This window comes from Rossellomorea aquimaris TF-12 (assembly GCF_001648555.1).
Classification (GTDB): Bacteria; Bacillota; Bacilli; order Bacillales; family Bacillaceae_B; genus Rossellomorea; species Rossellomorea aquimaris.
Genome location: NZ_LQXM01000020.1, coordinates 13457 through 29402 on the forward strand (window position 1 = coordinate 13457; position 15946 = coordinate 29402).

Annotated in this window: 17 protein-coding genes and 1 other annotated feature; of the genes, 4 read left to right on the forward strand and 13 right to left on the reverse strand. The window is 35.6% G+C overall.

Going from position 1 to position 15946, the window contains the following annotated elements; genetic code table 11:
• Nucleotides 1–293: 293 nt before the first annotated feature.
• Entirely contained in the window at nucleotides 294–923 is a 630-nt protein-coding gene (locus tag IQI_RS03060; RefSeq protein ID WP_064091260.1) for an NUDIX hydrolase, read from the reverse strand.
• A 176-nt stretch (nucleotides 924–1099) separates the two neighbouring features.
• Between IQI_RS03060 and IQI_RS03065 the strand changes: the two genes are divergently transcribed.
• Nucleotides 1100–1714 carry a PH domain-containing protein gene (locus IQI_RS03065; RefSeq protein ID WP_064091362.1) on the forward strand — a complete coding sequence of 205 codons (615 nt, stop codon included), beginning with the start codon at nucleotides 1100–1102 and terminating at the stop codon, nucleotides 1712–1714.
• Between the two features lie 57 nt (nucleotides 1715–1771).
• On the opposite strand, the gene IQI_RS03070 is transcribed toward IQI_RS03065, so the two are convergent.
• Complete coding sequence (locus tag IQI_RS03070; protein ID WP_064091261.1) at nucleotides 1772–2746, reverse strand: cation diffusion facilitator family transporter; 975 nt, start codon at nucleotides 2744–2746, stop codon at nucleotides 1772–1774.
• A gap of 157 nt (nucleotides 2747–2903) precedes the next feature.
• Between IQI_RS03070 and IQI_RS03075 the strand changes: the two genes are divergently transcribed.
• Complete coding sequence (locus IQI_RS03075) at nucleotides 2904–3965, forward strand: DUF3900 domain-containing protein (protein ID WP_064091262.1); 1062 nt, start codon at nucleotides 2904–2906, stop codon at nucleotides 3963–3965.
• Nucleotides 3966–4055: 90 nt separating this feature from the next.
• A complete protein-coding gene (locus IQI_RS03080) occupies nucleotides 4056–4883 on the forward strand; it encodes a GNAT family N-acetyltransferase (RefSeq protein ID WP_064091263.1) in 828 nt (275 codons plus the stop codon).
• Nucleotides 4884–4994: 111 nt separating this feature from the next.
• On the opposite strand, the gene IQI_RS03085 is transcribed toward IQI_RS03080, so the two are convergent.
• From IQI_RS03085 to metG, 5 genes are all read right to left on the reverse strand, one after another.
• Nucleotides 4995–5456 (reverse strand): GNAT family N-acetyltransferase, encoded by a 462-nt coding sequence (locus IQI_RS03085; protein WP_064091264.1) that lies wholly within the window; start codon nucleotides 5454–5456, stop codon nucleotides 4995–4997.
• A 69-nt stretch (nucleotides 5457–5525) separates the two neighbouring features.
• Complete coding sequence (locus IQI_RS03090; protein WP_064091265.1) at nucleotides 5526–6062, reverse strand: 2'-5' RNA ligase family protein; 537 nt, start codon at nucleotides 6060–6062, stop codon at nucleotides 5526–5528.
• A 20-nt stretch (nucleotides 6063–6082) separates the two neighbouring features.
• Entirely contained in the window at nucleotides 6083–6631 is a 549-nt protein-coding gene (locus IQI_RS03095) for a GNAT family N-acetyltransferase (RefSeq protein ID WP_064091266.1), read from the reverse strand.
• A gap of 308 nt (nucleotides 6632–6939) precedes the next feature.
• Entirely contained in the window at nucleotides 6940–7431 is a 492-nt protein-coding gene (locus IQI_RS03100) for a metallophosphoesterase family protein (protein WP_064091267.1), read from the reverse strand.
• Between the two features lie 14 nt (nucleotides 7432–7445).
• A complete protein-coding gene (gene metG, locus IQI_RS03105) occupies nucleotides 7446–9086 on the reverse strand; it encodes a methionine--tRNA ligase (RefSeq protein ID WP_064091268.1) in 1641 nt (546 codons plus the stop codon).
• 66 nt (nucleotides 9087–9152) lie between these two features.
• Nucleotides 9153–9412 (reverse strand) — a binding site (T-box leader).
• A 145-nt stretch (nucleotides 9413–9557) separates the two neighbouring features.
• Between metG and IQI_RS03110 the strand changes: the two genes are divergently transcribed.
• Entirely contained in the window at nucleotides 9558–10154 is a 597-nt protein-coding gene (locus IQI_RS03110; RefSeq protein ID WP_064091269.1) for a class I SAM-dependent methyltransferase, read from the forward strand.
• A gap of 81 nt (nucleotides 10155–10235) precedes the next feature.
• On the opposite strand, the gene IQI_RS03115 is transcribed toward IQI_RS03110, so the two are convergent.
• From IQI_RS03115 to trpB, 6 genes are all read right to left on the reverse strand, one after another.
• Nucleotides 10236–10601, reverse strand: a complete 366-nt coding sequence (locus IQI_RS03115; protein ID WP_064091270.1) for a VOC family protein — start codon at nucleotides 10599–10601, stop codon at nucleotides 10236–10238.
• A 12-nt stretch (nucleotides 10602–10613) separates the two neighbouring features.
• Entirely contained in the window at nucleotides 10614–11618 is a 1005-nt protein-coding gene (locus IQI_RS03120; RefSeq protein ID WP_064091271.1) for a S66 family peptidase, read from the reverse strand.
• Between the two features lie 117 nt (nucleotides 11619–11735).
• Nucleotides 11736–13379 (reverse strand): FAD-dependent oxidoreductase, encoded by a 1644-nt coding sequence (locus IQI_RS03125; RefSeq protein WP_064091272.1) that lies wholly within the window; start codon nucleotides 13377–13379, stop codon nucleotides 11736–11738.
• 273 nt (nucleotides 13380–13652) lie between these two features.
• Nucleotides 13653–13808, reverse strand: a complete 156-nt coding sequence (locus IQI_RS20785) for a hypothetical protein (RefSeq protein WP_197489700.1) — start codon at nucleotides 13806–13808, stop codon at nucleotides 13653–13655.
• Nucleotides 13809–13945: 137 nt separating this feature from the next.
• Complete coding sequence (trpA, locus tag IQI_RS03130; protein WP_064091363.1) at nucleotides 13946–14731, reverse strand: tryptophan synthase subunit alpha; 786 nt, start codon at nucleotides 14729–14731, stop codon at nucleotides 13946–13948.
• Between the two features lies 1 nt (nucleotide 14732).
• The gene (gene trpB / locus IQI_RS03135; RefSeq protein ID WP_064091273.1) at nucleotides 14733–15935 is read right to left on the reverse strand and encodes a tryptophan synthase subunit beta; all 1203 of its coding nucleotides are present in this window, start codon (nucleotides 15933–15935) and stop codon (nucleotides 14733–14735) included.
• Nucleotides 15936–15946 lie beyond the last annotated feature (11 nt).

The following is a 15946-nucleotide window of genomic DNA, read 5'->3' on the forward strand; positions in this document are numbered from 1 at the left end:
TTCGTTTATCCTCAAGTTTAAACTGTTTGTTACACACAGCATTAAGAATAAACATCTTTTCCTGCACACTTAGCATTTTCCAACACTTTGCACGAATAATCATTCGTTACCCTCCCCAATGTTACTATTTAATAGTCTTTACCTCCTATATAACAAATACAAACACTTCAAATCATTACAAATAAGCAAATAAAAATACTTCCTCCGACAAGAAAACTTATCGAAAAAAGTATGAATTGAATACCCGTGTCAATATATATATAAAATTGAAGAAAATTATTTACTTATTTTTTTCAAGAAATTCGGTTTAGTGTTATCTGAACAAAGTGATGTAGCACACGAGCAGTAAGTCCCCAAATGACCTTATTTTCATAATAATAAAAATGCTCTTTCATATGACGGGCTTGCCAATCATAATTTTCGCCTCCAGGAATGTGTTCAAATGGAAAGCTGGCTTCCGGCTCCATTTTGAATTGAATATTATACAAATCAGGATCCTTTTTCACAAGAAAATCTAAAGGCGTTGTAAAGATTTCACTTACTTCATCTGGATTGGGGATTATTTTATCTAAGGACAAGTCAAGTTTTCCAACGTAAGGGTATATGATAGTCCCAAATGGAGACACAATATAGTCTAATGGATAAACATCTGAAATTTTATTACTATTAATCCCTAACTCCTCGCATGTTTCGCGTATGGCAGCGGACTTACTATCTGAATCACTTCGATCAACTCTGCCTCCTGGAAAACAAATTTCTCCAGGCTGTCTTCTCATGTTTAATGAACGTACCTCAAATAACACATGAATTTCTTTTTCAACCTCTATAAGGGGTAGTAAAATAGCATATTCAGAAAATTTTTCACTACCTAACACTTTTGGTGTTCTTGTTTTCATTTTGTTTAGAATGTCATTAATATTCATTCAGTCCACCTCCAAACTCTATGAACGATTTTCTTTATTATAGTATGAACCTATCCTGGGACCAAGTATAATGATTGGGCGTTACAATACTTTCATCCTATTAATCTATGATATAATAGAATGAACTTCTAGCTATGATAAGGAGTTCGTATGTAATGAAGAAAGGATTTGATGATATGTTCGGAAAAGTAGCAGCAGATGTCTTAGGCTTGAGTGATATTGGTACGGTTATTCCACCGGAAGATTACCACATGACCGATTCAGATGATTATATTATGCATGAAGACGGAGAAAAAGTTTACTTTCTTATCAAATCCAAATCTGACGAATATTGTTTTACAAACAAAGCTCTTATTCACTTGGATGGAACAAGCGCAACAAGTAAAAAACGTATACTTCGCCGCTTTGATTATTATAAATATCATTTATCGAGTGTTCTCCTCGAAACCGCTGGAACAGTCGATTTAGATGTAGAGATTAAATTCAGAATCGGTGCAGAAGCCTATTCGATTGATGTTCATAAAAAGCATTTATCGGATGTGAAAGACTTGTATAAGTCTTTAATTAAAATTGGAGAAATTATTAGTGATAATGAAGATTACTCTTCTTTTGCCAATAACAGCCTGCAATTAGCATCATCTACATTTAATGATGTAAAGTCTCAAGAAATGAATATGGTTGAACAATTCAAGGAGCTTAATGAATATGCTTTCGATTGGCTATCTCTGAAAAAGAAGGAGTATTCATTAAAAGACTTTGGATTTGTTTTTGAAAAATTCATCCAAAATTAATTCACAAAAATCCGGCTGGTACCCTCCAGCCGGATTTTTCTTTTTGCTGTATTTTTCCTATTGCTCCTTTTCCGCCTTCCAATTTTGAATACCGTTATCTTCAATAATTCCTAAAGTTACATCAGCTATATCAGGATCTTTCATTAATTTGTCCTGCATCAAAAATTTTATATCATCTGCCTCTGATAATGGTAATCCTTTTTTTAATTCAAGATAAGCTTCTACATGATAATACCTTCCTTCTTGTGTGATTCTTAGTCTATAAATATCTATGACGGCTTCATTTTCTAAAATCATATTTGCAACTCGATCTTCCACTTCTTTTGGAGCAGCAACTCCAATGAGACCTACCATATTGTCATAGCCAACTCGAAAAGCAACAGCAACCATAAGGAATCCAATGATTATCGTAACAATCCCATCTAATAGATCAAAAGCAGAGTAATAGGAAATTAAGACAGCTATCAATGCAAGAATAGCTCCTGTCACCGCTACAATATCCTCATAAAAAACAAGCCTTGTAGGAGGAGAAGCTCTTTTTACATTTTTAAATGCACCTGCCAAAATCCCTACTCCTCTTGCTTCTTCTCGTGCCTCTTGACCAATTTCTTTCATTACTTTTAGGAGAATTGCACCATCGATGATAATATTTAAAACTAAAACGGATACGTTTAACCAAATCCCCTTTACTTCTGCTGGATGTTGTAATAAGTGAATGCCTTCTCGAATCGTTTCATACGCCATGATGGAAACCACTATAACGGCAATCATACAAAAAAGATTAATGACTCTACCAAATCCAGTTGGAAACTTTTCAGTTGGTTTCTTTTCTGAAAGGACGCTTCCTATAAAGACGAAGCCTTGGTTAACAGCATCGGCTAATGAATGCATGGAGGATGCAAACATTGCCCCACTCCCACTGATAAAATAGGCAACTCCCTTTGCTACGGCTAATATGGCGTTTCCAACCATTGCAAAGAAAGATGATTTGTTTCCTTTTTTGACTAATGAAAAAAAGGATTGATCGTCCATTACTTCTTTCACTCCCCAAATTAAATCTATATTGGGTAGTATCCCTCAAAGTTTAACTTTCATGAGTTAATTGACGAACAGTTATACCTTTTCTATACTTTAACAATGAGCAAACAAGATTAAATACATAAATTATAGAATAGACAGGAGTACTTCAATGGATTTCATAATACAGAACCTTTCCTTTTATTTAATTCAAGTGGATGGAAAAGGAGAAGAAGCAGATAAACGTCATAAACATTTTCAAACCTTATCTCAATCTGAATACGATGATAGCCCATTAAAAACCTTTTTAGATGGTGAGTTAACTAAAATCGTAAAAAGAAAAGTAGATCGTCATGCTAAATCAGAATCTGTTCCTACTAAAATTGGTCGCTTTGTCGTCGAACCGGGACACGAGCTTACCTCAAATCCAAACTATAATTTATTTCATAAAACTCGATTCGCTGAGACGAAAGAGGATTTTCGCGAAGCCTGTGATCAAATCGTTCAAATGTACATTGACACGAGTGCGATACGAGGTGGAGCATTTTTAGTTGCCACTGCTAAATTAACCAAATTCTTTGATGATCCTTTTGTTTTTCTTATGAAATGTGATTTTGAACAAAAAGTAGCTACAATCACTGATGAATCCACTCTTATTCACAATGTAGAGATGGCTATTACAACCAAAAACATGAAATCCATCCAATACCCCTACATGCCTGAAGAAGGCATGATGGATTCAGCCGAGTTAAAAATCCATCAAGCATCCCATGCACGCTACTTTGAAGACTTCCTTAAATGGGTTGAGTATGAGAAGTCCATGCCCGAAATTGTGAAATCTCAAGTATACGGGATGGTAAAAGAACATATAGAAGAAACGTATGTTGAAGAGAGTGACGAGCGTGTAGAGTTCGAACAAGCGATGGAGGAATGGGCCATCAGTCCTAAGCGTGAGCTTCAAGAACGTTTCTCTACGGAACAAGTGGTAGAAGCTACCTCTCAAATCGTCGAGCAGTCACCTGAAGTTGAATTAAAGGTCAAGCTTGACCATGTGTCAGTGAAGGCTCTTCTCTCAGATTTCGGAGACAGCATTCATTTAGCGAAAGTAAACGGCCGGTATGTATTGATGATTGAAAGTGAATCGGTCATGTTTGAAAAAGGCTTTTCTCCATTAGAGTTTTTGAAGCCTGATGAATTACATGAGGTGATTGAGAGGATTCAGGGGAAGGAATAGTCGTTCAATCATGAAAAATAGTACTTGTTTCTTTTCTCTTTTTTTCATAAAATTTTGGTAAGGATTTCTTTTATGATAAGGGGATAACATATGCTGACATCTGAACAGCTCCAAGATATCAAACAATTACAGATTCGTTGCGAAAACTTTGATGATATTAATTTAAAATTAAATTGGGATATGCTTCAAAACAGAAATAACAAGTTAGATGATTTCTTTTATTACGAAGAAGATATATTAATTGGTTTTTTGGCTCTCTATGGATTTGGTGATACTTATGAATTGTGTGGTATGGTTCACCCTGATCATAGAAGGCAGCACATTTTTCAAGACTTATTTAAACAAGCTATTCTATCCCTTAACAATAGAACATTTCACAAGTTATTGATCAATGTTCCAGGTACTTCAACCTCAGGAAAAGGCTTTCTTTCTTCAATTGAAGCAGCCTATGATTTCACTGAATATGAAATGAAGTGGCATGAACAACCTTTAACCATTGAATCAGACCAAGTTTCTCTGCGTAATGCATCTCAGAAAGATATTGATTATATCATTGAACTGGATGAAAAATGTTTTTCTGTTATCCATAATGATGCTGTTACTTATACAAAAAATTTATTTAAAGAGTCTGGACTGGGAAACTTAATGATTGAGAATAACGGTCAAACCGTTGGGAAAATTCGTGTCCAAAGGTTAGAAAATCAGAGCGGGATTTATGGGTTCGCCATTGATCCTTCATTTCAGAGCAAAGGGATTGGTCGTACTGCCCTTTCTCTAACTGTACTCGAAGAAGCAAAACGAACTAAAGACATTTTTCTTGATGTTGCTGCTGACAATAGTACAGCATTAAAACTTTATGAATCAAGCGGTTTTCGTACTATTTATAGTCAGGATTATTATCGTTATCCATTAAGATGAAGTGATTTTATAGTTTTCCAGATGAGAAAGTTTGGTTGTTGGATTTAAAAAACGCAAGAGTTGTGAACTCTTGCGTTTTTTTGTGAATTTTTTTTTAGATAATTTCTCAAACTATACTATTTTTTCATATTTAAATAATAGAAGTTTTTCAGTAACTTGGACTTGATCGATTTTAACGTAACCTCTTTTTTCATAGAAATGTTGATTTCTTTTATTCAAATATGGTGTATATAGACTCCAATCTTTAATGGATGGAAATTCTGATTCTATTCGTTTTATTATTTTACTTCCCAGACCTTTGTTTTGGTATTCAGTAGACAAGAATAACTTACTTAACCGCATTCTTTTTTCATCCAAGGGGCGAATATCTATCCCACCAATTACCTGTTTACCCATCCATATTGTGAAGTGAATATAGCGTTCCATATTTTCCATTAATTTTTCTGGTGTATCATTAACAGGTGTAGAATCATGATCTTCATATATTGCATAATCTTCTGCAAAGACTTCTTTTTGAATTGATATTAATGTATTAATATCATGTGATTCAGTTCTTTTAATGCTCAACTCCATTTACAAACACACCCCTAATGTTTTTCTAACATTAACATAAAGATAGTTTACTATAATTAAGGATAGACATTATTCTTTCTCCAAAGGAATATCTATATATTTTTCATACCTTTGGGCTTCCGTGTTTAACTCATACACTCTAATAAAATCCACTTTGAAAATAGGGTATGGAGTCAATTCTTTTTCAGCTAATTTCTCCATATCCTTAAGATCTTCTTTCTTTAGTCCATACTGTTCTTTTCCAAGCGTTAAGTGAGGAACATAGTCTTCAAGTTCAAAATACTGTTTTATTAATTCTTCTGAAGGCGAAATTTCTCGGACTATTTTTTGATGTAATACGTATAAATCATCTGAAATAACGCTTAAATATAGAATGTTATCACCAAAAAATTCGGGTTTATCTAATGATATTTGAAAGGTTTTATAATTCCCACAAACCTTTATAACCTTATTTATCCACTTTTCATCTTGAGATAGCCCTCCTTGAGCTTTTAAGGTTATATGTGGTTCAACAGCAAATTTCATCCTACATTTTCGTTGGAAATTCACAATTCGTTCCATATATCTTTCAGGTGGGACAATCCCAATGAAATACTCTTTCTTCACTCTTTTCCTCCCCTTTATTTTTATAGATTTTCCCATTCATTTCTTAGCAAACTATAAGTAACTACGTCATTGTAATGATCATTTATACGTTCAGCATCACGACTTATCCCTTCTTGTTTAAACCCAAGGCGTTCAGGTATCTTTCTGCTTTTAATATTGGTTTCCGCACATTGAATTTCAACTTTGTTGAGTAACAGTTCTTCAAATGCAAAATTCATTAGTGCTTTAATACAACTTGTGATTATCCCTTTTCCTTCAGTTTCTTTTGCCAGATAATATCCTATGCTTGTATATTTTGTTTTCCAATTAATAAAATGAAATGATACCATCCCAACCAATTTTCCATTCAAGTAAATTCCTGCATTAAAGCCGTTATTTTCAGCAAACTGGTTTAACCAGATTGGTATAATCGTTTGACGGTAATCATCCGGAGATTTAATGTTATCAACCCAGCCGAGCCATTCTTTAAGATGTGTTCTATTCCTGTCAACTAACGCATAAACTTCCTCTGAATGGTGAGGTTGCAATAAACCTAAGGTAATTTCTTCATTCACCTTGAACTTAAACATAAGATTCCCTCCAGATATTCACAAAAACTGTTTTCGTGAAAATGTTGTTCTTAAGGTTTGTGCTTGGAGCAGGTGGTGTGAAACTCCTGAAGAAGCAGCAAGAGTGGTATAAATAATTAAAAACGGCCCCAAATGATAGGGACGAGTTTAAAGCACGTTACCACCCTGATTCAAGATTAGATCGTTTCCTTACTTCCTTCAGATGCCTATTCTATTTGGTACCATTATTCTATTACTCATTAATGAAAATAGAAATATTTGTTAATAAATACTATAGATCGTTTTAAGAGAACGTTCAACAAATAATTTTAATTAGTAAAAAATATATGTTCTATCCTCCACCCTTTCTCCATTGTAAGGATACCGTAAGAATAGAATGGCAGTTTGCGTTTGTCTACAGGAGACCCGGAATTAAATAGAAGTATTCCATTGGTATATCGTAAATATGGTATATGAGAATGACCGAATATAATAATGTCTACTTTTTCATTTTTAAATGCTTCCATCGCTCTCTTTTCCGTTGTTTTTCCTTTACCATCTCCGTGAACAATGCCTATTTTCACACCAAACAATTCTATCACCTGTCTTTTTGGTAAGACTGCTTGCAATTTTTCATCATCAACATTGCCAACGACACCTATTAAATCACCATATTTCATAATGTTGTTGTATACTTCTATGGTTTGAAAATCACCAGCATGAATGATAAGTTCACTACTTTCTAAGTCTTCTTTAAGCTGAGGTGGAAGATCTCTTCCTTTTTTAGGCATATGGGTGTCAGACATAATGACAATCTTCATCGTATCCTCCTATTCTAATAACCCTTGGAGTATTGGACTAAATATCCCCTCTCCAAATCAATCGTTTCTAAATCAATTCTTTCAAATAAGGGTGCTACATTTTCAATTGTAAATTCATTTGGTAATTCAATAGGATGCCATTTAGGTTCCTCTCCGATCTTTAGTTGTTCCCCAATATTTTGCGATGTAAAGGGTAGGAACGGGTGGATCAGGTTTCTAATAGAAGTTATGATATAAATAAAATCAATTAAGATAGACTTCCCTTTCTCTCGATCTTCTTTTATGATGCTCCAAGGTTTTTTTTCGTCAAATTGTTTATTTGCCCATCGGACAAAATCAAAAATAGTCTCTAGGCTAAAGCGAATACTGCCTTCCTCAATCAGTTCCCCCACGTTTTCAAAGGTTTCCTTTACTTTTTCTGTTATTTCATTGGATACCGTTGTAACGACAACTCTTTTTCCAAATTCCTTTTCATAGAACTTTATCGTACGTTGTGACAGATTTCCTAAAGCTCCAAGCAATTCACTATTGTGACTATAAATAAACTCTCTCCAAGAAAAGTCTGTATCTCTTTTTTCTGGAGCGTTAATGGTCAGATAATACCGAATGGAGTCAGGATGGTACCGATTAAGTAAATCCGGTATCCAAACCGCCCAATTGCCACTTGTAGAGATTTTTTTCTTTTCAAGAGTTAAGTATTCATTTGAAATGATAAAATCTGGGAGATTCTGATTTTCAATCCCGAGAAGAATAGCTGGCCAAATAATACTATGAAATGGAATATTATCTTTTCCATGTACATAATACGCTTTCGTTTCACTACTCCAAAAATCTTTCCAGTTACGATTGTTGTCTTTTGCCCATTTTTTTGAAGCACTTAAATAACCGCTCACTGCCTCAATCCAAACATAAATTTTTTTATCTTGAAAACCATGAATTGGGACCTCTACACCATTTCCCAGATCCCTTGTAACAGGCCGGTCATGTAGCCCTTCTTCTAGATATCTTTTAGTTAAATGAATGGCATTCTCTCTCCACTTGGATTCCCTTTCTTTCAGAAAATGTTGCAAAGGTTTTTGGAATTTTGATAATGCAAAATATAAATGCAATGTTTCCTTCAAGATTGGCTCTTGACCACAGAGTTTACAAGTCTTAACGATTAATTCTGTAGGATCTAGTACTGTGGAACAATGGTCACATTGATCTCCTCGAGCATTCGCTCCACAAACAGGGCATATTCCTTCAACAAACCGATCTGGTAAGAACTGTTTGTCTTTCTCACAATATGTTTGTTGGACTCTTTTTTCATATAACCATCCATTTTTGTGTAGAGTAGTAAAGATGTCTTGAACAACAGCATGGTGTTCTTTATCATCGGTTCTTGTATATATATCATAACTAAAACCCAATTCTCGAAAACAATCAGCGAATTCTTGATGAAATCGACTGGCTATTTCTTTAATCTCCTTGCCTTCCTGTTTAGCTCGAATGCCTATAGGTGTACCATTACAATCGCTTCCTGATACATATAAGACATCTCTTCCCTTCATTCTATAATACCTTGCCAAAATATCTCCGGGTAATAAGGCCGCTATATGTCCTACATGTAAAGAACCATTTGCATATGGCCAAGCGCCACCAATAAAAATTGACATTATCATTTCCTCCTCTATTCCTGTTCAAAATAAAAAACCCCTCGTCCTTAGATATTCTATTGAATATCTAAGGACGAGGGGTTAGCTCGTGGTACCACCTTAGTTTATAGCTTGCTCACACAAGACTATCTCGACAAGTACGGAGCGTGTGCTCGATACCGTGACATTGATAACGGATGTACACCCCCGTTCTACCCTACACCACACTGGCTCGAATAGAATGCTCCGAGATCATTTTCCATAAAACTGTACCTTTGCTTCTTTTCAGCTACCGAAGCTCTCTGATAAAGGACTATTCTATGTACTCTTCTCATCAATGCATGTTTATTTGTTTATATTATGCCACTATTTTCAAAAATTGCAACAAGGTTTTAACTCATCTATTCTGTGGAAAGATGCATATATAATGAAGATACTTAAAAAAATCCATTACATGAAGGTTGAACAAGAAAGAATAGAGGTGAGACATCGTTGTTTTCATTACAAAAACAATTTAAACGCCCAAAAGGTATTGTAGGGTGGGTTATTGGAAAAGTCATGGAGTTTGATAATAGAAAAATAAACAACTGGTCTATTAATCAATTATCCATTCAAAACAATGATCAAATCCTTGAAGTAGGTTTTGGTCCAGGGTATTGCATTCGACGCATTAGCACTAAGTTCCCTGATACAACCATCCATGGGGTAGATATTTCTGAAACAATGAAAGAAGCAGCAGCGAAGAAAAATCATCAAGCTATTCTTAAGGGACAAGTCTCTCTCTATGTACATGACATATCCAAGTTTGAACTAGATAGAGTTCAGTACGATAAAATATTCTCTGTCAATAATTATCCTTTGTGGACTGATAAAAAGAGCGCACTTTCCCATTTATACAATATGTTAAAAACAGGTGGAACGATAGTGATTACTGTCCAGCCTAGAGGAGATGAAGAAAAAGATAGTAGGGCACAGGAATATGGCGAGAGTATTTACTACGCACTTCATGAAGCTGGATTTAAAGATATTACTCTTTCCTATAAAAACATTAAACCTGCTATAACTGTTTCTGTCCGATGTACAAAGTAACAATATTGACGAGTATAGGACTATTTTCTATAAAAAAACTCCTTAATATTTATTAAGGAGTTTTCGTAATAATATAGATTTTCAACCGGTACAAATCATTAATAAATTTCCGTTCACATCACGAAAATTAAAATAAGAAAAGTCAGGAAAAGATATGATGTCTGACTCAATCACCACTTTTTTTGAAAGAAAGCTGTCACGAACTTTTTCAATTTGATTTGTATGTATATTACAAATTGGAATTTTTGAAGGGGAGGGTGTGAAATCACTTTCAACTTCGAGAGTAAGTGATGTTTCTCCCATTTGAAATGTATACACAGGAAGCTGTTCTATTTCTTTATATTGCTCTTCATCTACCTCAAACCCTAAAATACTTTGATACCAATTCACTGATTCTTTTAAGTTAGCAACAGGAATAAAAACTGTGTTCAGTTTCCTTTCAATCATTGAAACTCCTCCTTATTCAACAGGTTTTTCTAGTAATTGAAATTCAATATGATCTTCTACAACAACAAGTTTAGCTTTGATTCCATTCGGAAGGATAAACATAGGATCTGTATGTCCGAAATCTAGATCTGATATGATTGGAAATTCATATCCTTCTGTTACTCGGGAAAGTATGGATGATAGTTGATTATCCTTAAACCCCACATGATCATGAAAGCGGCCAACCAGAAGACCTTTAATTTTAGAAAATACGTCTAGGTGACGTAATTGAGTTAAGTAACGGTCAATTGAAGATGGGGTTTCATCCGGATCATCTTCAATACAGAGGATTGCTCCTTCTAAATCTGGAAAGTATTCGGTTCCGGCTAAAAGCAGCATCGTTCCTACATTTGCAGCTATTATTCTTCCTTCAGCTTTTCCTTCCTTAACGATGCTAGGTCCCTTATTCTCTAGTTGATTTCTTTCCCTGCTGTCTTCTTCGTCCCACCATAGATGTTCCATTACATACTGGGTAGATGGTTTGTAGTGAATGGACTCTCCTTCTACGAATGTCTTGATAAAGTGATGTTTCGTATAAGGGAGAATACCTCCAAATTCACCAAACTGAGGAAGAACAGCAGGTCCTAAATAAGTTATAAGAGATGTTTTCAGATGGATGGCCGTATGTAATGCAGTAATATCACTATACCCTAAAAATATCTTTGGATTTTCCTTTATTAATGAATAGTCCAAGTGTTCGAGAAGTTGGTGAGAACAAGTTCCACCTATGGTCGTAATGATTGCCTTCACCTCTGTATCTTTAAAAAGGGAATGAAGGTCCTCTATTCTCTCTTCAACAGTACCAGCCATATATTCTTGAACCCTTAGGGTGTTTGGAGCTACCCTCACCTTAAAACCCATACGTTCTAATTCCTCGATTCCTCTTTTCAGCCGCTTTGGGCAATGGGCAGCGACCGGAGATGAGGGTGAACAAATTCCGATGGTATCTCCTTTTTGTAATTTCTTAGGAATAATCATGATCAAATGCCTCTCTATTAGAAAATTCTATATAGTAAAAGATTAATAGTAATTATTCCTAAAATCAACATAAGATTCCAAATAGTTTATTCTCAATAACAGGATCTGGATTTTTCTTTATCTTCCACTCAGGTAGGTTTTATAACCCCCGCTTAAATTACTTGCTTTATACCCATTGTTTATAAGAATTTTTGTGGCAAGATACCCCCTTAACCCTACCTGACATGAGACGTATATATGCTGGTGTTTTGGTAATTCATGTAGACGTACTCTTAATTGTCCTAGTGGGATATTGACTGAACCAGGAATAAACCCACTCTCTCTTTCCTCCGGTTCTCGAACATCAACTAAAATACCTCCTTTTTTCACAATGTCATCAATTTCATGATGATGAACAATACTTAAATCCCCTTCAATGATATTTGAAGCAACGTAACCCGCCAGATTAACCGGATCTTTAGCAGAAGAATACGGAGGGGCATAAGCAAGTTCTAAATCTGCTAAATCCCATACTTTTAATTTACCTTTAATCGCCGTTGCAATAACATCAATTCGTTTTTCAACTCCTTTATACCCCACTCCTTGTGCACCAAATATGTCTCCTGTTTTCGGATCAAACAACAATTTCAACGATAACTGACTACCCCCCGGGTAATAAGTAGCATTGGAAAAAGGGTGGGTGTGAATCGCCTCATATTCTATTCCTAAACGTCGTAAAGCCTTTTCATTATTACCTGTTGCTGACACAGTTAAATCAAATACTTTTGCCACTGAAGTGCCTAGTGTTCCTTTATAAGAGATGTCTCTTCCATTGATATGGTCTGCCACTAACCTGCCTTGACGATTTGCCGGCCACGCTAGTGGTATCATGGTAGGGATTTGTTGAATATAGTCTTTCACTTCGATAACGTCTCCAATGGCATAAATATGTTCATCTTCCGTTTGCAAGTGCTCGTTTACTACTATTCCACCCCGTTCCCCTACTTCTAAACCTGCCTCAATAGCTAACTCATTTTCAGGACGCACTCCAATAGATAAAAGAGTTAAATCACTATTTAACTCTTTGCCACTTTGTAATACAATCTTTCTTCCTCCTTCTTTAAATTCTTTCACTCCATCCTTCAGAATGAGATTTACCCCATGACTTTTCAGTTCCCTGTGTACGAGAGCAGCCATTTCAATATCTATAGGGGCCATCACTTGATTTCCAACCTCAACTACTGAAACCTTTAATCCACGATGGTGAAGATTTTCAGCCATTTCTAAACCAATAAATCCTCCACCGATAATAACTGTTTCCTTTGGACTGTTTTCATCAATCCAAGCTTTAATTTTGTCTGTATCAGGAACATTCCGAAGTGTAAAGAAGTTTTTTGACTCAGTTAGACCTTCAAATTTAGGGACAATAGGACGAGCTCCTGGAGACAAAATTAATTGATCATAGCTCTCTTCATATACTTCTTGAGTCATCACTTTTTTAATAGAGACGGTCTTTTTCTCCCGATTGATTCCAATTACTTCACTGAGATTACGAATATCCAAGTTGAATTTTTTTGACATTCCATCCACTGTCTGAACCAGCAATGCATCTCGATTCGAAATGACTTCCCCAATGTAATAGGGTAATCCACAATTCGCAAAAGAAATGTACTCTCCTTTTTCAATAAGGATAATTTCATCTTCTTCACTTAAACGACGTAGTCTGGCTGCTGCAGTCGCTCCACCTGCAACTCCCCCAACAATCACAATTTTCTTTTTCATGATTATCTCTCCTAACCCATATACCCATAACGGTATTATTTTTGTTAAATTTTTTTAATTTCATACTTTTATTTTACTCTAGAAAAAGCAAATTTCAGTATACCCCTATATGTATATTTAGTGACAATTTCATATACAGGGCTAACGATTGCGAGGGGTCTCCTGGGGAAGTACGAGCGTGCCAAGAGCCTGAAAACGCAGGCGTTTTATATAAACACAACCTTTAAATAAAAATAAACAGCCAGTCCATAATGGACTGACTGTTCTTTATTATTATTCTTCGGTGCTACCTTCTTCAGTGTTAGATTCTTCTTCCATGTTTTCTTCTGTACCTGTGTCTTCTTCTGTGTCACTGCTGCATCCGGCTGCGAAAGCTACGACTGATAGTGCTGTCATTAACATTAATAACCACTTTTTCATACTTTTCATTATTAAGCCTCCTAATTATGCTGCATGTAATCAACTACATCTCTATCATACTGATTATCTGCGAAAACAGAAGGCTTTTTACTTTTATTTAACATAGATTCAGACTTTATTTACACTCTAACTACACCATTTACAATTCACCTATCTTGTAGACTTGGTACTTTCACAGGAGCAATCAATGCCTTTATTTCATCGATGTTATTCTTTTGAATAAGATCAATAATTTTACTTCCTACCACCACTCCATCACAACTTTTTGTCATTTCTATAACATGTTCAGGAGTAGATATTCCAAACCCCGCAAGAACCGGAACATCACTATATTCTTTTAGAATGTTGAGATGGTTAGAGATACTATTGTCAAATCCCCTTCGAGCACCTGTAATACCATTGATTGTAACAGCATACAGAAATCCTTCAGTCTTTTGAGCTAGTTCTTGAATTCTTTCAATAGAACTGGTTAACGTAGCCAGCTGGACGATGGCTATTTCATACCGTTCTGAAGGATTTTTAACTAAATCATGATGTTCTAATGGTAAATCTGGAATGATAACACCATCTACTCCGGCTTTCTGACAATCATGAAAGAAACAATCTACTCCATAAGCGAAAATAGGGTTAATATAAGACATAAATACTAATGGTACATTAATTTCATTTCTTCTTTCTCGTAATTTCCTAAACACTAGAGATAGTGAAGTCCCATTTTTTAATGCACGCTTTCCAGCTTCTTGTATCGTTGGACCGTCAGCCACAGGGTCGGAAAAAGGAATTCCCACTTCAATAGCTGTAGCTCCATTCTCTTCAAGCATAATGAGGTCATCAATGAATTGTTCCATCCCTCCGTCCCCAGCCATTACATAAGGGATAAATAGTTTATTCCCCCGGTCTAATTCAGATTGTAGCGTTTGTTCAAGAAACATCTTACCCACGATTATTACCTCCTATCAGCTCTTTTACTTGTTCAACATCTTTATCTCCCCTACCTGACAAACAAATAACAACGGATTCATCAGAATTCATTTTTTTTGCGAGCCTAACAGCGTATGCCACAGCATGTGAGCTTTCCAATGCCGGAATAATTCCTTCTGATTGAGATAATAGTTTAAATGCTTCTAAACTTTCAGAATCTGTAATAGATGCATAGTTAACACGATTGATTTCTTTTAAATAACTATGTTCAGGACCTACTCCTGGATAGTCCAATCCGGCAGAAATGGAGTGAGCTTCTTGAATCTGTCCTTCCTGGCTTTGGAGGAGATACATCATACTTCCATGTAATATACCAACACTGCCTTTTGTTAAAGTGGCAGCATGCTTTTCTGTCTCTACTCCAGAACCCGCTGCTTCTATTCCATATAGCTTTACTTCGTGATCGTTAAGAAAGGGATAGAACATTCCTATTGCATTACTTCCCCCTCCAACACACGCTACAATTGCTTGAGGTAATGAATTCTCCTTTTGTAAGAATTGTTCCTTCGTTTCTTTCCCTATTACACTTTGGAAATCCCTCACCATTTTAGGAAATGGGTGTGGCCCCAGTACTGAACCAATGATGTAATGTGTGTCTTCAACATTTGCCACCCAGTAGCGTAGAGCTTCATTTACTGCATCTTTCAAGGTTGCACTTCCTTGCTTGACACTAACAACTTTTGCACCTAATAGCTCCATTCTAAATACATTCAGCTTCTGTCTTCGAATATCTTCTTCCCCCATATAGATGACGCATTCCAGGTTAAGAAGAGCACATACTGTGGCTGTTGCAACTCCATGTTGGCCTGCTCCCGTTTCAGCCACAATTTTTCTTTTCCCCATTCTCTCCGCTAATAATGCTTGACCGATTGTATTGTTAATTTTATGAGCACCTGTATGATTGAGATCCTCACGTTTTAAGTAAATCTTTGCTCCACCTATCTGTTTAGATAAATTTTCAGCGTAATAGAGTGGGTTTTCTCTCCCAACATAATCTTTCAAGTAACTTGCTAATTTTGTTTTAAATTCTTCATCCTTTAAAGCCTCTTCATATGCTACTTCTAATTCCTTCACTGCCTTCATTAATGTTTCTGGAACATATCTCCCACCAAATTGTCCAAATAAACCCTTATTATCCGGTTGTGCATATACCATGTAATCTCCTC

Excerpts from the sequence above, each read along its gene's own strand:
- IQI_RS03060 (WP_064091260.1), bottom strand. The coding sequence starts at position 923 with ATGAATATTAATGACATTCTAAACAAAATGAAAACAAGAACACCAAAA.
- IQI_RS03080 (WP_064091263.1), top strand. The coding sequence starts at position 4,056 with ATGCTGACATCTGAACAGCTCCAAGATATCAAACAATTACAGATTCGT.
- trpA (WP_064091363.1), bottom strand. The coding sequence starts at position 14,731 with ATGTTTCTTGAACAAACGCTACAATCTGAATTAGACCGGGGGAATAAA.
- IQI_RS20785 (WP_197489700.1), bottom strand. The coding sequence starts at position 13,808 with ATGAAAAGTATGAAAAAGTGGTTATTAATGTTAATGACAGCACTATCA.
- IQI_RS03115 (WP_064091270.1), bottom strand. The coding sequence starts at position 10,601 with ATGATTGAAAGGAAACTGAACACAGTTTTTATTCCTGTTGCTAACTTA.
- IQI_RS03120 (WP_064091271.1), bottom strand. The coding sequence starts at position 11,618 with ATGATTATTCCTAAGAAATTACAAAAAGGAGATACCATCGGAATTTGT.
- trpB (WP_064091273.1), bottom strand. The coding sequence starts at position 15,935 with ATGGTATATGCACAACCGGATAATAAGGGTTTATTTGGACAATTTGGT.
- metG (WP_064091268.1), bottom strand. The coding sequence starts at position 9,086 with ATGTCAATTTTTATTGGTGGCGCTTGGCCATATGCAAATGGTTCTTTA.
- IQI_RS03065 (WP_064091362.1), top strand. The coding sequence starts at position 1,100 with ATGTTCGGAAAAGTAGCAGCAGATGTCTTAGGCTTGAGTGATATTGGT.
- IQI_RS03095 (WP_064091266.1), bottom strand. The coding sequence starts at position 6,631 with ATGTTTAAGTTCAAGGTGAATGAAGAAATTACCTTAGGTTTATTGCAA.
- IQI_RS03075 (WP_064091262.1), top strand. The coding sequence starts at position 2,904 with ATGGATTTCATAATACAGAACCTTTCCTTTTATTTAATTCAAGTGGAT.
- IQI_RS03085 (WP_064091264.1), bottom strand. The coding sequence starts at position 5,456 with ATGGAGTTGAGCATTAAAAGAACTGAATCACATGATATTAATACATTA.
- IQI_RS03070 (WP_064091261.1), bottom strand. The coding sequence starts at position 2,746 with ATGGACGATCAATCCTTTTTTTCATTAGTCAAAAAAGGAAACAAATCA.
- IQI_RS03100 (WP_064091267.1), bottom strand. The coding sequence starts at position 7,431 with ATGAAGATTGTCATTATGTCTGACACCCATATGCCTAAAAAAGGAAGA.
- IQI_RS03125 (WP_064091272.1), bottom strand. The coding sequence starts at position 13,379 with ATGAAAAAGAAAATTGTGATTGTTGGGGGAGTTGCAGGTGGAGCGACT.